We start from the raw sequence: 20,173 nt of genomic DNA, 5'->3' as shown, positions 1-20,173 counted from the left end.
GCATATTAAGCACATTGTGTTTAGAAAATCTAAATGCAAAAAAATAAAATGAATAAATTTAGAAAAATAATAAGTATATATATAACAATCACATTAATAATAACTAGCATACAAGTGTTTGCTACTAAAGCAGATACAGTTGACGAAATATTTGTGACGGGTGGAGTCAAGTATAAGATTACTTCAATTGAGAAAAAAGAGGTAGTGGTTGTAGGTGGACAAGATTCAAATACAAAACAGTTGTACATACCAGGGAAAATAAAAAATGGCGGAATTGAATATAATGTAAGGCAGATAGCAGATAATGCATTTAAGAACTGTAATGAGTTGGAAGAGGTAAGTCTGCCGGACACAATAGAAACAATAGGAGCAAATGCGTTTCAGAATGATAAAAAACTAACAGGATTAAAACTACCGAAGAATATTAAAACTATGGGGTATGGAGCATTTGGAGAATGTACAGGATTGACGGAAATAGAGATACCAAAAACATTGGAGAAAGTATGGTGTGCATACTATGATTCAAAAAGCGATGGAGCGTTCAGAGGCTGCAGCAATCTTAAAGATGTAAGGTTCGAGGAAGGAACAAAGACAGTAACAGAGTATGTATTTAAAAACTGTACGGGACTTGAAAAGATTACAATACCAGAGGGAATAGAAACAATAGGAAACGGAGCATTTTCTGATTGCGGTAACTTAACAGAGATAATAATACCGGAAAGCGTAATGAAAATAGGAGAGTGGGCATTTTCAGGGTGCAAAAATTTAAAGTCTGTAAATATTATGTCAGAAGTTAATGAACTAAAAAGAGGAGTTTTTGCTGATTGTACAGAATTATCGAAATTGAATATTGGTGATTCTATTGAAAAAATTAATGGTGAAGCTTTTAAAAATGTAAATGATGTAGTTGCATATGTTAATAAATATTCAAAATCTATGTTTACTTTTATAGATAAGAATATAAATGTTCAATTTAAGAATACAATAGATCAAAGTAATAATGATAGTATATTAAGAAAAGAAAAAACTACATATTTTGTAAACAGTGTGACTTCTGATGGACAAGTAGCATTAAATATAGATTTTTACTTAAAAAATAATGCATTAGAAAATAGTGAAGAAAGACAGCTTAAAGTAAAATTACCATTAAAATATTCAATAAAAGGAATAAAATACAATAATAAGATACTAGATACTAGTGAATTTACAATTTCAACAGATAATGTAGTGACGTTGCCAATAGAAGAGGAAAATGGAAGATATACTATATATACAAATTTAGGTAAAAGCTGTTTAATATCAAGCTATGCAAAATTAGAATACAAAAAGCAAAATAAGTTATATAACGAAAATATAGGGGCTATAAGTGAAAAATGTTTTAATATTTCTTTTGATACAAGTGATGAAATTAATTTCTCAGAAGGTGAAAGTAAAGTAAAAACTTTAATCAGAGGAGAAGGGCCTAAAAATGAAAATGTAGATGTATATGTGGATGGTAAGTTGGATAAGTCAATAAATATATCTAAAACAGGTCGATTTGAAACAAATGTTGAGTTGCTTAACCCAGAAGCTTATAAGGAATATGATATAGAAATAAAATCAACAAGTGCTGATGGTAAACAAAAGGTTGTTTCGAAAAAAGTGACAACTTTATTAGATTGTCCTAAATTAATAGAGGCATCTTTATATATTGAAGCACATGAATATAAAAATGGTTACAATGAATTTAATATACTTAATGCAGACAAAATAAAATATATTACATTTCAACCTGGGAAAAATTACAATTTTAAAATTAAGTATAAAAACAGAGAAAAAATAAGTCATGTATATGTTATAAGCAATAGGGATGGAGAAGAAAAAAAATTAGAAGCTAAATGGAACGAAAAAGAAAAAGCATATATTACAGAAGGATTTTTTGGTGATGATGCAAGGTATGTACCAGGTAATTTATCGATAATTTATACAAATAAATTAGAGGAAAAAACAAAAGTAAATAATGATGGTAGTATTGAATTATCCAAATTTGATCAATCAAATATACCGGAACAATGGAGAAATGCAGAAACAAATCAAATAAAAGATTCTGATAGTGATTATGAGACAAATATTACATTAGGTAGTGGTGATGTAATTAATTATAAATTTGATAAATTATCATTTGATGATTATGCAGAAGAGTTACAAGGTGAATTAAATAAATTTCAAAGCAATAGCTTGATATCGATGTATAGTAATGATGAAAATGAAATAAATACTCATTTAACTGATAAAGATATTAAAGCAATAGGAGATATAATTAAGACTATAAATATGCATTCAGGGGATTTTGCTAAATATACAAATGATGTATATGATGCTTTAACTAAATATGGATTTGAAAAATATGTAACGGGAGAAAGAGATTTTGTCAAGGATTTACTTATGATGAAAACAGAAGTCACTCCAGAAAGTATTATTACATATATGATAGATCCTTCTAGTAATGATAATTGCATTTATAAATATGTAGTGAAACAAGCAAACAAAAATGCAACAAGTTCAGTTTGTAAGGCAATAGGAATAGATAAAACATTAGTGGGATATGCAGCAAATGATATGTTTGCAACAGCTACTTTTGGAGTTGATTGTTTTGATTTAATGACAACCAAAATGGATATATATATGAATCCAAATTTAACATTAGCCCAAAAACAGGCAAAAAGTGCCCAACTACAAAAAATGGCAGCTATAAGTTTTGAAAAATTAATGTTTACATATTTATCAAATGCAATTGGAATTACTGCGTATATGTGTGCTGGAACCGGAGTTGGTGTAGGTTTATCATTAGCATTGTTAGCATTAAATTATTATGTACTTCCGTCTATAGAATCAGGAGATTTTGATGACTATTTGCAAGGGAAAATCAGTTTGAGTGATTTATTCCTGAAATGGATTATTGATCCAAGTGGATATGTGTATGAGGGAGTTACAAATAATAGAATTTCAGGGGTAAAGACCACTATTTATTATAAAAATAATTTGAAGGATGAGAAACCAATATTATGGAATGCAGACGAATATGATCAGTATAATCCAATAGTTACAGATGATTCAGGGTCATATGCATGGGATGTCCCGGAGGGATATTGGCAGGTTAAGGCAGAGAAAGCAGGATATGAAACTACATATTCGGAATGGTTGCAGGTACCACCAATACAAACAAATGTATTACTTAAAATGAAAAATTTAAATAAACCAAGTGTTATAAATTTTAAGGCATATGAAACCTTTGCTATAATAGAATTTGATCAATATATGAACCCTGAAACTGTAAAAAATATGACAATTACAGATAAGGAAGGAAAAGTAATAGAATCTAATTTATCATATGATACAGAAGAAAAGGATTCGATTGGAAATGTATATGCAAAAGAGTATAGAGTGGATTATTCGAGTACAAAAATACAAAAAGGAGATGAAATTAATCTATATGCCTCTGATGAAATTTTAAATAGCGATGGCATTGCTATAAATGAAAGGCATTTAAGAGATAATGCAAAAAGTGACATAATGTTAGAATGTATAGATTATTTATATCTTGGATTAAATACGGAACATGTTATAAAACTAAATACAAATGGTTCAACAAGAGATAATATAAAGATTTATGCTGAAAACAATAATATTGTTGCTATTGGAGAGTTATTAGAAGCAAATGATAAAAATAATTATGAAATACAAGTATTTGGTAAGATAAATGGAGATACAAATTTACATATTGAAATAGAAGGAACAAATATTGAAAAGATAGTACCTATATATGTTGGAAGTTCAACAGAAGAGGGAAAATTAAAAAAAGAAACAATTGTTGTTCCAATTAAAAATGACAGTAAATATATCATTAATGATAATAGTAATGATAGTAATCAGGTAACTAGTGAAGAAACAAATGTTAATAAAAGAAAAGATGATAGAAATAAAGCAGAAAATCAAGTGATTAATAGTGAACACAATAATGAACAAGTTTCTATAGAAACAGAAAAAAAGTTATGTGATATACAGAATACAAGTATAGTAAAAATATCTAGAAGAAAGAAATCATTGATAATATATTGGAAGAAAGCGAAAAATGTATCAGGATATCAAATACAGTATGGTTTAACTAAAAAATGTAAAGGCAAGAGAGTAAATGTTAAAGTAGGTAAGAAATGTTCAAAGAAAATAAATAAGTTGCGACCAAATATAAGATACTATTTTAGAATAAGAACATATGTAGTTAAAAATAATATTACATATTATTCAAAATGGTCTAAAGTTAAAAAGAAAAAAACAAAATAAAATATAAACAGGGTTGTCATTATGACAACCCTGTTTATATTTTTCTAATATTTAGATTCTAAATATTAATCGTCCGATTTTAAATTAGTCTAAAACGATTGAGTCTGTTGGGCAAGCTGCTGTGCAAGCACCACATTCGATGCACTGATCAGCGTTGATTACGCAAGCACTACCGTCGTTTGAGATTGCTCCAACTGGACAAGCTCCTTCACAAGCACCACATCCGATGCAACCATCTGTAATTTTGTAAGCCATTATGTATGCCTCCTTTATAGTTTTATACAGTAATAATAATACAAATAATTACATATTGCAACATCTAAGTGATGAGAAAAATAAACATTTTAGGTAAAAAATGGACCTATAAAATATATGAAAAAATGTGCATATATTAAAAATAATATTCATATCCGGATAGAAGTAAAAGAATACTCATTTATTGTTATAAATCTGGGAATTACTGCTTGTATTTAATTTATTTGCAATTATAAAAACCTACCTTATAACCGTTAGTACGCGTCCGAATACATACCATTCAGATGGGTCAGTAGCAACAATATCTTTTCCAAAACCATTTACAGGTTTAAGCACGGAAGGAGTGCCATACTCATATTTTCTGATATAAACATGACGTCCTTTAAGAAAAATACCGGTTTCTCCGTAGGCAGGAGAACGGTCATTTGCAATAATCAAAACATCGTCTTTAAGGTATGCCGGATGAAGTGATTTATTAGTGACTTTTATTCCGCACATCATAGATGAACCGAATTCCTCCTCATAAGATGAAACATCTATGTAATCGGCATAAAAACTGTCAAATAACATTTCGTCTCCCATGCAACCGGTTGGAACAATGACAGGAATATAGGTTTTGCCCTGAAGTTGATTTAAGTTGTACAATTTTGTTTCAAAATTTGCTATTTCAGAAATTAGATTACATGCTCTTTCAGGGAGCTTTGTGTAATCTATATTTAGATGTCTGTCAAGTCCTAATAGATAATCTATTGAGACACCTAATGCTTGAGATAATTTTATTAAGTTATATGTTGTAGGACATCCGGTATGACCGCTCATCAGTTTTTTTAGAGTGTCATATGAAATGTTGGAAACATCAGATAATTTCTTTAAAGTCCAATTTCTTTCATTGAGAATCTGATTAATTGTCTCTACAACAGTGTTAGTATATTGTAATAAGTCAAATTGTTTAAGATTCATTTTGGTTCCTTCGATGGCACTTTTTAAAATTTTAGAAAATTAAAATAGTGCAATTTAAGTTCTTTTAAATAACTTTGGTTACAGTTATATTTTATTATAAGAATTAAATAAATTCAAGTTAGCTGTAGGTGACAAGCTTGGGGTGTGGCTTATCATATAGCAGAATAAGGCGAAAATACGACTTATTCATTAATAAAATATTATGAGAGCAAGGGGTGTTTTAATGAGTAAAACCAAGATTGTAGTAATTGACAATGACAAGAAGGCAGTATGGGAGCTTAGTAAAAGCTTAGAGTGTGAAGAAAACATTGAGGTAGTATCAGTTGAAGAAAATGGAATAGACGGATTGGAAGCAATTAATAAATATAATCCGGATATAGTCATAATGGAACTACTGCTAACAGGAATAGATGGATTTAGTATTATTGATTATATAAAAGAATGCAAATATGATATAAAAATAATTCTTACATCTGTAATTAATCAACAAAATATAGTTAGGGAGGCCTTTGATAAGGGAATAGATTATTTTGTTGTTAAGCCATATGATGTAAACACAATAGTGAACAGAGTTAAGCGTATAATCGGAGAAAATAAAAATAGTGAAACATTTAGTGCAATTTATAGTGTAGATTCTATAATTGCAAATTCACTGATTCAGTTAGGTATTCCAGCAAGTTTAAAAGGATACAGATATGTAGCGACAGGAATAAAAAGAGCAACAGAAGATCAGGGAGTGCTAGAGGGAGTTACAAAAATATTATATCCTGACATTGCAAAGGAATATGATTCAACACCGCAAAGAGTTGAAAAGGCAATTAGACATGCAATTGAAGTTGCTTGGAATAAAAATAGTGACAGTGATTTAAAAAACAAATTTTGCGTTAATTTAGATAAAGGAAGAAAAAGACCAACAAATTCAGAATTTATTGCAACAATGTCACAATACATAATTAATTCATATAGGTAGTTAAGCAAAACTCTATATGGGGAATGCTTTAAGCTATATTGGGGTAAAAGACAAAAAAGAACTGCTATTATTAAAAAGAAATGCGATGTATGTGTAGCATATTTGATAAATTATTTTGTAAATTTACACCGAAGTAATTTATCAATTCTTTAAAATAATAGTGGTTCTTTTTTTATATAATTATTAGGTAATTATGTCTGTTTTTATAATTAAAATTATTTTTTTGCGAGTGATAATGAGAAAATAAATTCTGTTCCCACTCCTTCGGTGCTTATAACATCAATAGTTTCATTGTGCGCTGAAATAATTTCTTTTACAATGGAAAGCCCAATCCCGGAACCGGTTTTATCCATACCTCTTGAAGAGTCTGTCTTATAAAAACGCTGCCAGATTTTATTAATATTATCATGGGAAATACCAATTCCATTGTCTTTGACAACGCAGAATAATTTGCTACGATTGTTGTATAGTCTGATAATAATTTCAGAATCATTAAAACTAAATTTAATGGCGTTATCAATGAGATTATATATAACCTGTTCAATCTTACCTTTATCGGCATTAACAGTAGTTTTCTTTGCTTCATTAACAATAGTTAATTTAATATTTTTCTTTGAGCTCATTCCTTCTAGAGTTTCTATAGAACTATGAATGAGTTCAAGAACATCGAAGTCTTCTAAAATAAGTTCAGGACCTTTGTTACTCCAAACATTTAAATCTCTTAGACCATTGGTTAAATGCTCCAGTCGGTTTGCTTCAGACAAAACAATCCCAAGATATTTATTTTGCATTTCAGGAGGAATGGTTCCATCCATAATAGCTTCAATGTAACCTTTTATTGAAGTAAGTGGAGAACGAAAATCATGAGAAATATTTGATATAAATTTCTGTTGATATTCATTGCTGTCTCTTAACTGACTTGCCATATAATTTAGAGAAGTGGCAACATCTCCTATTTCATCGTCTGAATAAATTTTTATAGGTTCAAAATCAAAATTACCTTGAGCATATTGCATTGCAGCAGTTCTAATATCCTTTAATGGTGCATAAATAAACCATACAAAATTAAAGAAAATAATTAACGACAATAATAAAATTATAAAATATGTTAAATAAAAAATCTTTGTTATGGTGTAACTTGAAGATTTTATTGATGCTGTGGAAACATGTACAAGCATATAACCGTAAGGGCTTGATGAACCGGATTTAATCGGGTGGACAACATGAAGCATGTCGGTTTTAAAAATGTTGTACATATTGCTAATCTGATAATGACCTCCGTTCTGGTAATCTGAAGGGTCAAAGTTTGAAATAATAATTGACTTTGAAGAGTCAGAATTTAAATCAGAGCCATCACTTGAATACTTTAAGTTAAAATCAGAGCCTAAAATCCAAACTTCTGCATTTAAAACTTTATTAAAATCTTCTACATATGGTTCAAAATCAGTAATATCTGAAATTGAATATTTGCAATCGTCTGCAATATTTTTGGAGGCAACAGTAGCGTAGTTGTATAATTGAGACGCTGTAGTTTCAACCAAATGATTGTAGGTTATATTTGTTGACCAATAGGTAATAATAAGCATACCTAAAATCGCAAATGAAATATAACCAATAAAAAATTTCTCAAGAATAGAATCTTTCATAGTAATCTCCAATTTGTAAATAGCAACATAATCTTTATTTGTTATAATGGCGGGTCACAATGTCCTTTACCCACTCATGAGCAAGCTCATGTGGGCTTAGACCTTTTGACCCTAGCATCTTGATAAATTATGCTTTGCTGTGTACTTCAAATTTGTAGCCGATACCCCATACAGTGGAAAGAGCCCATGTGTCGCTGTCGTGAATTTTTTCACGAATTCTTTTAATGTGTACATCGACAGTTCTGGTGTCTCCGGCATATTCATATCCCCAGATATTGTCTAATAACTGTTCTCTTGTAAATACCTGATTTGGAGAGGAAGCAAGGAAATATAAAAGTTCAATTTCCTTAGGTGCCATTTCAAGAGTTTCACCTTTATAAACTACTTCATAATTAGAAAGGTTAACTGTAAGGTCTGGGAATTTAACGACTTCAGCTCCACCGGTAGTAGTAGAAGTTGTCTGGTTTGCGCGACGTAAAAGAGCTTTGACTCTTGCGACGAGTTCCTTAGAATCGAATGGTTTAATCATATAGTCATCTGCTCCAAGTTCCAATCCAAGAACCTTATCAAAAACTTCTGTTTTGGCAGAAAGCATAATAATTGGTACATTTGACTCCATTCTTATTTCACGGCATACTTGATAACCGTCTTTTCCGGGAAGCATAATGTCTAACAAAACAACATCAGGCATATATTCCTTAAATGCTGTGATTGCAGACTGTCCGTCATGCTCAATACGGGTATCAAAACACTCTTTTGTCAAATAAAGAGAGATTAATTCTGCAATATGTTCATCATCATCTACTATTAAAATTTTCTGTTTACTAACCATAATATCCTCCAATTATACATATACAAGTGTTTTTTTAAAGTTATATGCATGATAAATGTAACATTTATAAATGAACAAACATTGTATATACTTTTATTTAAATGTAACAACAGTAGCTCCTGCACCACCTTCGCCATGTTCACCGTTTCGATAAGATTTTACATAACTCAAATTTTTTAAATGATTCTGAATGGCACTTCTAAGAGCACCGGTTCCCTTTCCGTGAATTATGTAAACCTGAGGTAAATGTGCTATATAAGCGTCATCTAAATATTTGTCTAATTCAAATATAGCTTCATCTACAGTTTTGCCAATCAAATTTAATTCCATTTTTACGTTTTTAGCCTTGTCCATTTTTATCTTACCTGTGCTGCTTCGGACAAGACCAGGTGCTTTTACATCAGGCTCATCTAGAATCTCTAAATCAGAAATGTTAACCTTGGAATTTAAAATACCCATTTGTACATTAACGTCTCCATTGGCATTTGGTAAAGTAGAAATCGTTCCTTTTAAATTAAGACTAAGAACCTTAACTCCGGTTCCGATTTTAAATTCAGAAGGCTTGTGCTTTTTCTTTGCAGCGGAAGCTTTCATGGAAAGACCGCTTTGGTTTTCCTTTAATTTGCTGCCGAGTTTGCTTCTGGATTTTTCCATAGCCTTTGTATTATGAGATTTAGAGCCCTGATTAATTGTTCTTATTGACTCGTCAGCTAATTCTTTTGCATCCTTTAAAATATCAACAGCTTCTTCACGGGCTTTAGTAATAATTTTTTCACGTTGTTCATCTAAACGTTTATTTTTTAATTCATAATCGCGCTTTAATGATTTAATTTGTGATTTATAGGCTGCAATTTCCTCACGGTCTTTTTCAATTGTAAGTTTGCTCTCTTCTAATTTTGCAATGACATCTTCAAATTTTTCATTTTCTGAATCAATACGTTTCTTTGCATCATCAATAATGTAATTAGGAAGTCCGAGCTTTGAAGAAATGGCAAAAGCATTACTTTTTCCGGGAATTCCAATTAACAGTTTATATGTTGGACGAAGAGTCTCAACATTAAATTCGCAGCAGGCATTTTCTACACCGTCAGTAGAAAGGGCAAATAACTTCAATTCACTATAATGTGTTGTTGCCATTGTGCGTGTTCCGATATTTTTTAAGAATGACAAAATGGAAATTCCAAGAGCAGCACCTTCTACAGGGTCAGTTCCCGCGCCTAATTCATCAAACAAAACGAGAGAATTTTCGTCAGCTTCGTTTAAAATATTTACAGTATTTACCATGTGTGCAGAGAAAGTACTAAGACTTTGTTCAATACTTTGTTCATCACCGATGTCGGCAAATACCTCATTAAATACAGCTAACATACTTCCTTCAAATGCAGGAATGTGAAGACCGGACTGTCCCATTAATGTAAGTAAACCTACAGTTTTTAAAGAAACTGTCTTACCACCGGTATTTGGTCCGGTTACTATTAATAAAGTAAAATCTTTTCCTAAATGTATATCAATAGGAACTACTTTATGTGGGTCAAGCAATGGATGACGTCCCTGTTTAATATTAATTTGCTTATTATTACTAAATATAGGTTCACTTGCTTTCATATTCTTAGCAAGTATAGCCCTTGCAAATATAAAATCGAGTTCAGCAAGAATATCCATATCTGTTTTTAATTCGTATAAATGCTCAGCACATAAAATACTTAAATTTGCTAAAATGACCTGAATTTCATCAGCTTCTTTTGATGCAAGTTCACGAAGTGTATTATTCAAATTGACAACCGCCATAGGCTCAATAAAAAGAGTAGAGCCTGTTGAAGACTGGTCATGTATCATGCCGGGAACTGCACTGCGGTATTCCTGCTTGACCGGTACACAGTAGCGACCGTCACGCATTGTAATTAATGCATCCTGCAAATAAGTACGCCCTGACTGAGAATTAATTATTGAATTCAATTGAGAATGAATTCTATCATTAGTAATCTTTATCTGTCGACGGATATTTTTCAAATTAGCTGAAGCGTCATCGGCTATCTCATCTTCTGAAAGAATACAACCTGTAATTTCAGAATTTAAGTTTGACAAAGGTTCAATGCTGTCAAATAATTGGTCAAGACTGTTGGGTTCACCATCTGCATCTTCTTTACGTGCAAATGTTTTTACGCGCAAGGCAATTTTTAACAAAGAACTGATTTTTAAAAGCTCTCCGGCACCGAGTGCACTGCCAATTTCAAGTCTTTTAAGACTTGCACTTATATCATGTAATCCGGAAAATGATACGCTTCCCTTTTGCCACACGAGTGATAGAGCGTCAGCAGTTTCCTTTTGTAAATTTTTTATTTTATTTAAATCTGATATCGGCTCAAGCTTGCGACATTTTTCTTTTCCAAGCTCAGAGCACGCACAATCTGAAAGTCTGTCTATAATTTTGTTATATTCAAGAGTTTTTAAGACCTTTTTGTTCATGATAATACTCCAATTCTTGTATTTAAATTCATAATCAATTATAATAAAGAACAGTTGCAAGGTAAAGGGAAAAATGCCTTAGTAAAATTAGTGTAGTGGCCATTTGGCTTAGAAAGAGGAAGAAATGAAATATATTGAAGCATTGAGAGAAGGCGAAAGGATTCAGGAAATCTATTTATGTAAACAAAAGAATGTTGCAATGACAAAGACAGGTAAAGAATATGAAAATGTAATCCTTCAGGATAAGACAGGTTCTTTGGATGCCAAAATATGGGATCCAAGATCAATGGGAATAGATGATTTTGATGCATTAGATTACGTCGAAGTAAGTGGTGACGTAACTGTATTTAATGGTCAGACACAGTTATCAATTAAAAGAGCAAGAAAGGCAAAAGAGGGAGAATATGATCCTTCTGACTATTTGCCTGTTTCAGATAAGAATCTTGATGATATGTTTAATGAATTATTAGGATTTATTTCAAATGTTGAGAATATATACTATAAGCAGTTGCTTAGCAAATTATTTATAGAAAATCAGGAATTTGCTAAAGCATTTAAAAATCATTCAGCAGCAAAAAGTGTTCATCATGGATTTATTGGTGGCTTACTTGAGCATACAGTTTCAGTAACAAGATTGTGTGAATTTTACACAAAGCAATATCCAATGTTAAACAAGGATTTGCTTATAACTGCAGCAATTTGTCATGATATTGGAAAAGTATATGAATTATCTTCATTCCCATTAAATGATTACACAGATGTAGGACAACTTTTAGGTCACATAGTTATGGGATCAGAAATGGTAGGAGATATTGCCAGAACAATTAGTGGATTTCCAAAGACTCAGTTAGTGGAATTAAAGCACTGTATTTTGGCTCATCACGGAGAACTTGAATATGGTTCACCAAAGAAACCGGCATTAGTTGAAGCTATGGCTCTTAATTTCGCAGATAATACAGATGCTAAGATGGAAACAATGGCAGAATTGTTTAAGGCTAATGCAAATAAGTCTTCAGATGAATGGTTAGGTTATAACCGCTTACTGGAAACAAATATCAGAAAGACAAGCGAGTAAAGGAATATTCATGGTTAGAAAGAACGATATTATAGATTTAACAATTGAAGATTTAGGAGTAAACGGAGAGGGTATAGGCAAAGTTGATGGCTATACTCTCTTTGTCAAAGATGGGGTAATTGGTGATGAAGTCACTGTCAAAGTAATGAAGGCAAATAAAAATTTTGGATTTGCAAGACTTATGGAGATTAAGAAACCATCAAAAGATAGGGTGACTCCACGTTGTAGTGTGGCAAGACAGTGTGGTGGATGTCAGATTCAGTGCTTAAGTTATGAAGAACAGCTTAAGTTCAAGCAGAATAAAGTGTATAACAATCTTGTACGAATTGGTGGACAGGATGACTTTGTAATGAAAGATATAATAGGGATGGAGGAACCATTTAATTATAGAAACAAAGCACAGTTTCCTGTGGGCATAGATAAAGAAGGAAATATTGTTTCAGGATTTTATGCCGGAAGGACACATTCAATTATTGGAATCGACAGTTGTGATTTAGGACTTAAATTAGATGGCAGAGACATTAATAAAGAAGTTATGGATATTGTGAAAAAATTCATGACTAAATATCAGATTGAACCATACAACGAGGTTACGCATAAAGGATTAGTGCGTCATGTCCTTATAAGAATAGGTGCAAAAACAAAACAGATAATGGTATGCATCATTATAAATGGTAGAAAGTTACCAAATAAAGATGAATTGGTAGAAAAGTTATGTAAACTAGAAGGTATGCACAGTGTGTCCTTAAATGTTAATACAAATAAGAGCAATGTAATTTTAGGCAGCAAAATTATAAACTTGTATGGACCGGGATATATCGAAGATTATATTGGAGATGTTAAATTTAGAATTTCACCATTGTCATTTTTCCAGGTAAATCCGGTTCAGACAGAAAAATTATATAATAAGGCATTGGAATATGCTGATTTGTCGGGAAATGAAATTGTATGGGATTTATATTGTGGAATCGGAAGCATTTCCTTATTTCTCGCAAAGAAGGCAAAGAAAGTGCTAGGTGTAGAAATTGTACCTGAAGCAATTGAAGATGCAAGATTAAATGCAAAAATAAATAAAATAGATAATTCGGAATTTTTCGTAGGAGCAGCGGAAGATGTTGTTACAGAGTATTTTTCTAAACACGAAAATGAAGCTGAGTGTAAACCGGATGTTATAGTTGTTGACCCTCCGCGAAAAGGTTGTGATGAAAAATTATTGTCTACGATTGTAAAAATGAATCCAAAGCGTGTTGTGTATGTAAGTTGTGACAGTGCAACACTTGCAAGGGATGTAAAATGGCTTAGCGAGAATGGATATAAATTAAAGGAAGCAACGCCATGCGATATGTTTGGTCAAACCGTTCATGTGGAAACGGTCTGCTTGCTCAGCCGAAAAGAACCTAACTAAGGGGCAGGTAATGCTAGATAAAGATTTGGCAGAAATATATGGCTATAAAGGCCAAAAGTTAGAGGCTGACATTTTGATATGTACCCCTTTTACTGGACATCCAATGAAAGGGATATATATCATTTTGTACAGTTTCTAAATAAAAACAGAATCTAAAATACATAGGTGTTCATTGAGAAAGATTTAGTGCTACAATAAAAGAAAAACTGAAAGGCTGAAAAATGAAAATAAAACTATTACATACTTTAAAAAATTATGATAGAAAAAATCTTATAAAAGATATAATTGCCGGAATTATAATAATGGCCGTGTCTATTCCTATATCAATGGGATATGCTCAGATTGCGGGATTGCCGGCAGTTTATGGAATATATGGTTCAGTATTTCCGATACTTGCATTTGCACTTTTTTCCACATCATCACAATTTATATTTGGAGTCGATGCGGCTCCAGCGGCTCTTGTTGGCTCTGCTTTATTAAGCCTTAATATAGAGTTAGGTTCAGACGAGGCAATTGCAGCAGTTCCGGTAATGACATTTTTTGTGGCCGTATGGTTGCTTGCATTCTATTTTATGAAGACAGGAAAACTTGTAAATTATATTTCAGCGCCTGTAATGGGTGGATTTATAACAGGAATATGTACAACGATTATATTAATGCAGATTCCTAAAATAATGGGTGGAACATCAGGAACAGGAGAATTTTTTGAACTGGCAGAGCACACATTTGAAACAGGAAAACACATAAATATTCCATCTGTAATAATGGGGGTGATAGCTCTTGTTATATTATTAGTTTCAAAAAAATTAATACCAAAGTTTCCAATGGCAGTAGTGCTTATGTTTGCGGGAACAATAATAACATTAAATATGCCAATAAGAGATTGGGGAATAAATACTTTAAGTGCCGTGGAACCGGGGCTCCCAAAGTGGAGCATTCCGGATTTTTCTATTATTTCGATTCAGCAGACAATAACAATAAGTTTATCTGTAGCAGTAGTAATAATGGCAGAAACCTTATTGGCAGAAAATAGTTTCGCACAAAAAAATAATTATCGTATAAATGATAATCAGGAAATCCTGGCTTTTTCAGTTGGAAATTTTATGGCGGCATTTACAGGATGCTGTCCAATTAATGGTTCCGTCTCACGTACTGCAATGGGAGAACAATATCAGGCAAAAACTCAACTTACAGGAATTGTTGCAGGACTTTCAATGATAGTGTTGCTTATTTGTGGAACAGGGTTTATAGGTTATTTGCCAATACCAATTTTAACAGCAATTGTTATTTCAGCACTTTTGGGAGCAACAGAGTTTGACCTTGCAGCACGACTTTGGAAATTGAGCAGAACAGAATTTCTTATTTTTGTAGGAGCATTTTTAGGCGTACTATTACTTGGAACAATAAATGGAGTTTTAATAGGAATAATTCTTTCGTTTACAGAAATGATTATAAGAACTTCAAAACCATCAAGATGTTTTCTTGGAATACAGCCTGGACATAGACATTTTAGGGATTTGAAAGAAGGAAATCAGATTCATGCCATAGAAGGTGTAATTATTTACAGATTTAGCAGTAATTTGTTTTTTGCAAATATCGGAGTGCTACAGCGTGATATAGAAGACAGTATAAAACCTGATACAAAGGCAGTAATTTTAGATGCAAGCGGAATAGGAAGCATAGATATAACAGCAGCAGACAGACTTGCAATGTTATATAAATCCTTGAAGGAAAAAGGAATACGATTTTACATGACCGAGCATATAGCAAAGGTAAATGAGCAGATAAGAACTCTTGGGCTTGGATATATGATTGAAGAGGGAAGGGTAAGAAGAACAATACATATAGCATTAAAAGATATGGGAATCGCAAGACCATATCCGTTAGAGGGTGGAATTGAAAATGAAGAAAGAAGTGCTTCAAGAAAGCGTGCGGATAACAAAGTACAGGAATTCGTATGGGCGTTTGGAGCTGAAAGCGAGGAGCAAATAGAAAAACAGATAGTTTTACAGATTCAACAGCTAAAGAAAACGGGAGATATCGAAAAACTTTTCCACGGAAGCTGGTCACACATGGATGCATTTGACGAGGATGAATGGTTAGAACATTTAGAAGAACATTTGAAGGAAATCGTTAATATTTCAGGAAAAGATGAAAAGAGCATTGCTACCAGATTTGAGGAACATAGAAAAGAAATCCATGAGAGAATCAAAAATGAGCATCCGGAAATGGCAGAGCGATTCAAGAAAAGAAGGCATATTCTTGATGAACATTTAAGACAAAGACATCCTGAAGTATTTAATCTTATTGAGCATTTAAGGGAAAGTGATGATAGTAACTAAATCGTTCATATACCGGATTTCTAATATTCGGTCTGTATTTTTTATAAAATGATGATAGCAACTTAATTTTTCCTGTACCCAGTATAACAGAATCGGGTATAGGAAAAATTAAATGTATTATTTTAATCTAATACACAATACAACTAATAGCGAATCTGTTTAACTAACCGCAATTATATAAAATCATCAATTTCGCATAAGCAGCTTCGCAAGAAATATTGTAAAGAGGAGTTACACCGGTATCTATAATTTTTGCACTGCTGTCGTATAAGGCTGCATCTTTGCTTTTAAATGATGCACAGTAAAAATCTATTCCTAAATCTATACATTTTTTTGCAAAATCAATAATAGAATAACTGTCAGTTGTACATGCCGTTGCTGAATGATACATATAATGAAGGACAGCTTTTGGCTTTGCACTTAAATCAATGTTGCCATATTTTAGACCCGGATAAGGACGAATTAATAATATCCCATTGTTAAAGTTCCCACTCCATAAAGCAGAGTGAGCGTCTGTAGTTTTACAGTGCTCCGAATTATTGCAAATATTATTAAAATCAGGTGCATTTTTAAATGATATATTTAATTTATGGGATTCTGACAAATGAGGATAGCTCTCGTTAGCAAAAAATCTTTCATCAATCATTTTGCCAAAATATTTGCCTGTAAAACTGCGAAACTGGTCCGTAAATGGGTCTGATTCTACAATATGAGTAGAAAGATAAACAGGCATTTCCCCCTTATTATTTTCAAAAATAGTGAACACACCATGCATGTGAGATTCTTTAATAAAACATACAGCATTTCTAAAATTGTTCATGCCATTGCTACCAGGAAGTCCCAAAGCAAGATTGCTTGCAACAAGTACAATTGGAATAGAACAATTTTCAAACATTGTTCCAATTAAAGCTGATGTATAGGAAAGTGTATCAGAACCATGTGTTATAATGATTCCCTGATATTTTTCAAAATCTAATTCAAAAAGGCAATTGCATAAAACACCCCACTCTACAGGAGTAAGATTTTCACTTAAAATATTAATCGGCTGAATTACTTCAAATTCAGTATCATCAGCATATTTCTCATTATATAACTGAAGAAGTCTATAAGAGGAAGCAGCAGTGGTATTGATAATTTTTCCCTCGACTTTGCTTCCAATAGTTCCTCCGGTTAAAATGACTAAAATTTTCTTCATAAATTGCTCCTAAGTATTGGAAGCGTTGCAAAATTATGTACGAACCTTAATAATTTTTCCATAGTTTATTGCAGGAACTCCCATTTTATATGGACGGATTCTAAAATAATATGTTTTCTTCTTTTTCAAATGTTTTTTATATGTAGATGTCTTGCCGCCTGATGCTCGGACGGTTTTGACACCTTTTTTAAATGACTTATCATAGGAATACTGAATAAAATATCCGTCACAATTTTTATCAGTTTTCCATGTAAGCTTGAGTTCTTTAGACTTGTTTAGTTTCTTCTTTGCAAATTTAACGGAATCAAGTTTAGGTTGCTTTTTAGTTTTTGCTGAAACTGTTTTACTCCAATTCCCAATTCCTACATTATTAGTATAAGCACGCATACGTATATAATATTTTGTATTATAAGGAAGCTTTTTGATGACGGTTTTTGAATCCTTTCCGTCAACCTTAATAGTTTTTACGTGCTTTTTAAATTTTTTGTCTTTAGAATATTGTATAGTGTACCCGCTTACTCCGTTTTGGGTAGTCCATTTTAAATTAATTTCATTGGAACGGCTAATTTTAGCTGATGTAATTTTAGCTTGCTTTGGTAAAATTAAAAAATCAGCGGAACATGAACTTAAATATTTAATCTCATTTCCTATTACTTTAACAGAACCTACGCCGGAATATACATTGTCTGAATAATCGACAGTGTAATTGTCAGGAGATACAACCTGTCCGTTATAAGTTACTGTTACGTCAGGGCGTTGCTCTGAGCCGTTGCACGTATAAATGTTTTGGCTAAGAGTTACAGAAGCATTTTTCAAAGAAACATATGGATTATTTTCCTGGGCATCTGTAGTTATTTCGCCATTTACAAAGTTAATTTTAACATTACCGTCTGTAGTGCGGTAAGTTTTAATAAATCTTCTAGCCAATCGTTTAAGAACAGATGGTTTTGGAAGAGTAGTCTCATTGCCCCTTTCGGATGAAATAACAGCCATTGATGGTGCACATGCATCTAAAAAATCCGCACAAGAAGATAATGCGGCACCATGATGACCAACTTTTAATACATCGCATTTAAAATCAATTCCCATTGCCAATAACTTTTCTTCCATCGTAGAAGGCAAATCTCCGGTCAACACAACTGATCTGTCATCGCAGGTAACTTTTAAAACAAGACTACATTCATTATAAGTTGAGCCCATAGTTCCATCATATAAGCATGTGACTGTGGCATCGCCAAATGACCAGCTTTGAAGATATGAAGGGTTAGAATAAGGGCATCCTTCAGCTTTTAAAGCTTCCATAAAGGCATAAAATACATCTAAATCTTTTGAGCATGGAGAACAAAAAGTTTCTCCGATTTCAAATTCTTTAAAGATACGGGCAAATCCACCGACATGGTCTCCATCAGGATGCGTGGAAACAACATAGTCAATTTTTGAGATTCCGAGCGATTTAAGATAAGTAACAATATTTTCAGTTTCTGTATTAACACCTGAATCAACAAGCATATAATGTCCTTCACTTTCCATTAAAATGCAATCTCCACGTCCGGCATAAATGGCAGTCATTGACATTTGTCCTGCGTTAGCATCAACAATAAATTGAGGCAGATATAATTGTAAAATAAAAATCAGGCATACAAAAAATATATGCCTGACAGATTTTTTCATTCGTAATGAAAAATTAATACTCATAATGTTAAACCTCGGCTTTAATATTATTTTTGTGAATTATAATTTTCATTAATATAGTCTAAACACCTTTTCGCTAATAAATAGTATACAACAATAAGACAAATAATTACAAACGTAAAAAGATTGCCGGTTACAATTAAAGCATGATAATCGGAACCGAGCCAGTAAACAAAAGTTGCCAATACAAATCCCACTACGCTTACATACCATGTAGCTTTTATCCAACCACGCTCATCACGACATGCAATTCCCGGAGCTAATTTAAGAAAGCCGTGAGTGTAAAAAAATGTTGTTATAACACCAGCGAACAAATATGCAAAACCAATAGCAAATACTAAATTACAAAGTAATATTCCATTAACGAAAAATGGAAGAATATAAATAATAATGCTGAGAATTAAAGAAATAATACTGAGTAATATAGCATAATTAAATTGACGGCTGCCTTTGTTCTTGAGAAGAAAAGCGGCGATTGCAATTAAAATAAATCCGACAATATCATTAAAAATATCTATATGAATATTGTCAAAAAATACTTTGTCAATTACTTTGGCCTCGTTAGTTGAAACTGCATCTGAATTATCATCAGACAAAGAGCTGTCATGCTTGTCTTCTATCATTTTATAAGTACAGGAAGCTCCATAAGTTGATTTAATATTATAATATTGAAATTCGCCAATAACGTTGTCAGAGTTATTGTAATTGTTAGGATATGCTATTCCTGTGTCGATATTAACATCTAAAACAATAAATAAGAAACCAAGTAAAAATAAAATTATACTAAGTTTACCACGGGATAATTTCATAGAATCCTCCTTATTAATATGTACAAAATTAATATGTATAAACTAAAAAAATAATACAAACGTCATATTTTTTTAAAGTGTATCCATTGATGTCACCAAATGAAATTTTAAAGAGATAACATTTGTAATAAATATTAATAATATAATATGTGTGATGCCGGTAGGAGTACGTAGTACGTAACAATCCATGGGCGTAAAAATCGGGA

General features: G+C 32.1%; 13 protein-coding genes. 5 read left to right on the top strand and 8 right to left on the bottom strand.

Features of this window, described 5'->3' with window-relative positions; translation table 11 throughout:
• The first annotated feature begins 48 nt into the window (after positions 1-48).
• The gene (locus ABMA45_RS04625; RefSeq protein WP_022088716.1) at positions 49-4,320 is read left to right on the top strand and encodes a fibronectin type III domain-containing protein; all 4,272 of its coding nucleotides are present in this window, start codon (positions 49-51) and stop codon (positions 4,318-4,320) included.
• 84 nt (positions 4,321-4,404) lie between these two features.
• Here ABMA45_RS04625 and ABMA45_RS04620 read toward each other — a convergent pair whose 3' ends face one another.
• Together ABMA45_RS04620 and ABMA45_RS04615 are read right to left on the bottom strand one after the other, a co-directional pair.
• The gene (locus tag ABMA45_RS04620) at positions 4,405-4,575 is read right to left on the bottom strand and encodes a DUF362 domain-containing protein (protein ID WP_022088715.1); all 171 of its coding nucleotides are present in this window, start codon (positions 4,573-4,575) and stop codon (positions 4,405-4,407) included.
• Between the two features lie 240 nt (positions 4,576-4,815).
• Positions 4,816-5,535, bottom strand: a complete 720-nt coding sequence (locus tag ABMA45_RS04615) for a helix-turn-helix domain-containing protein (protein ID WP_022088714.1) — start codon at positions 5,533-5,535, stop codon at positions 4,816-4,818.
• Between the two features lie 223 nt (positions 5,536-5,758).
• On the opposite strand from ABMA45_RS04615, the gene ABMA45_RS04610 reads away from it, so the two are divergent.
• The gene (locus ABMA45_RS04610) at positions 5,759-6,505 is read left to right on the top strand and encodes a sporulation initiation factor Spo0A C-terminal domain-containing protein (RefSeq protein ID WP_022088713.1); all 747 of its coding nucleotides are present in this window, start codon (positions 5,759-5,761) and stop codon (positions 6,503-6,505) included.
• A 215-nt stretch (positions 6,506-6,720) separates the two neighbouring features.
• Here ABMA45_RS04610 and ABMA45_RS04605 read toward each other — a convergent pair whose 3' ends face one another.
• From ABMA45_RS04605 to ABMA45_RS04595, 3 genes are all read right to left on the bottom strand, one after another.
• On the bottom strand, positions 6,721-8,151 hold the full coding sequence (locus tag ABMA45_RS04605; protein WP_022088712.1) for a HAMP domain-containing sensor histidine kinase: 1,431 nt from the start codon (positions 8,149-8,151) through the stop codon (positions 6,721-6,723).
• A gap of 127 nt (positions 8,152-8,278) precedes the next feature.
• Positions 8,279-8,983: a response regulator transcription factor gene (locus tag ABMA45_RS04600; RefSeq protein WP_022088711.1), complete on the bottom strand. Its 705-nt coding sequence runs from the start codon at positions 8,981-8,983 to the stop codon at positions 8,279-8,281.
• Positions 8,984-9,076: 93 nt separating this feature from the next.
• Complete coding sequence (locus tag ABMA45_RS04595) at positions 9,077-11,449, bottom strand: endonuclease MutS2 (protein ID WP_022088710.1); 2,373 nt, start codon at positions 11,447-11,449, stop codon at positions 9,077-9,079.
• Between the two features lie 124 nt (positions 11,450-11,573).
• Between ABMA45_RS04595 and ABMA45_RS04590 the strand changes: the two genes are divergently transcribed.
• From ABMA45_RS04590 to ABMA45_RS04580, 3 genes are all read left to right on the top strand, one after another.
• Positions 11,574-12,524: a 3'-5' exoribonuclease YhaM family protein gene (locus ABMA45_RS04590; protein WP_022088709.1), complete on the top strand. Its 951-nt coding sequence runs from the start codon at positions 11,574-11,576 to the stop codon at positions 12,522-12,524.
• A gap of 10 nt (positions 12,525-12,534) precedes the next feature.
• Positions 12,535-13,929, top strand: a complete 1,395-nt coding sequence (rlmD, locus tag ABMA45_RS04585) for a 23S rRNA (uracil(1939)-C(5))-methyltransferase RlmD (protein ID WP_022088708.1) — start codon at positions 12,535-12,537, stop codon at positions 13,927-13,929.
• A 221-nt stretch (positions 13,930-14,150) separates the two neighbouring features.
• Positions 14,151-16,271, top strand: coding sequence for a SulP family inorganic anion transporter (locus tag ABMA45_RS04580; protein WP_022088707.1), 2,121 nt, complete (start codon positions 14,151-14,153; stop codon positions 16,269-16,271).
• Positions 16,272-16,434: 163 nt separating this feature from the next.
• Here the strand turns inward: ABMA45_RS04580 and ABMA45_RS04575 are convergent, their stop codons facing one another.
• Genes ABMA45_RS04575 through ABMA45_RS04565 form a run of 3 tightly spaced genes read right to left on the bottom strand, consistent with a single transcriptional unit; the run spans position 16,435 to position 19,967 of the window.
• Positions 16,435-17,466, bottom strand: coding sequence for an asparaginase domain-containing protein (locus tag ABMA45_RS04575; RefSeq protein WP_022088706.1), 1,032 nt, complete (start codon positions 17,464-17,466; stop codon positions 16,435-16,437).
• 33 nt (positions 17,467-17,499) lie between these two features.
• Entirely contained in the window at positions 17,500-19,161 is a 1,662-nt protein-coding gene (locus tag ABMA45_RS04570) for an MBL fold metallo-hydrolase (RefSeq protein WP_022088705.1), read from the bottom strand.
• A gap of 23 nt (positions 19,162-19,184) precedes the next feature.
• The gene (locus ABMA45_RS04565; RefSeq protein ID WP_022088704.1) at positions 19,185-19,967 is read right to left on the bottom strand and encodes a hypothetical protein; all 783 of its coding nucleotides are present in this window, start codon (positions 19,965-19,967) and stop codon (positions 19,185-19,187) included.
• Positions 19,968-20,173 lie beyond the last annotated feature (206 nt).

It is taken from the genome of Eubacterium sp. CAG:156, from assembly GCF_000434315.1.
Lineage (GTDB): Bacteria > Bacillota > Clostridia > Lachnospirales > Lachnospiraceae > Eubacterium_U > Eubacterium_U album.
This window is presented reverse-complemented; position numbering and strand designations above follow the sequence as displayed.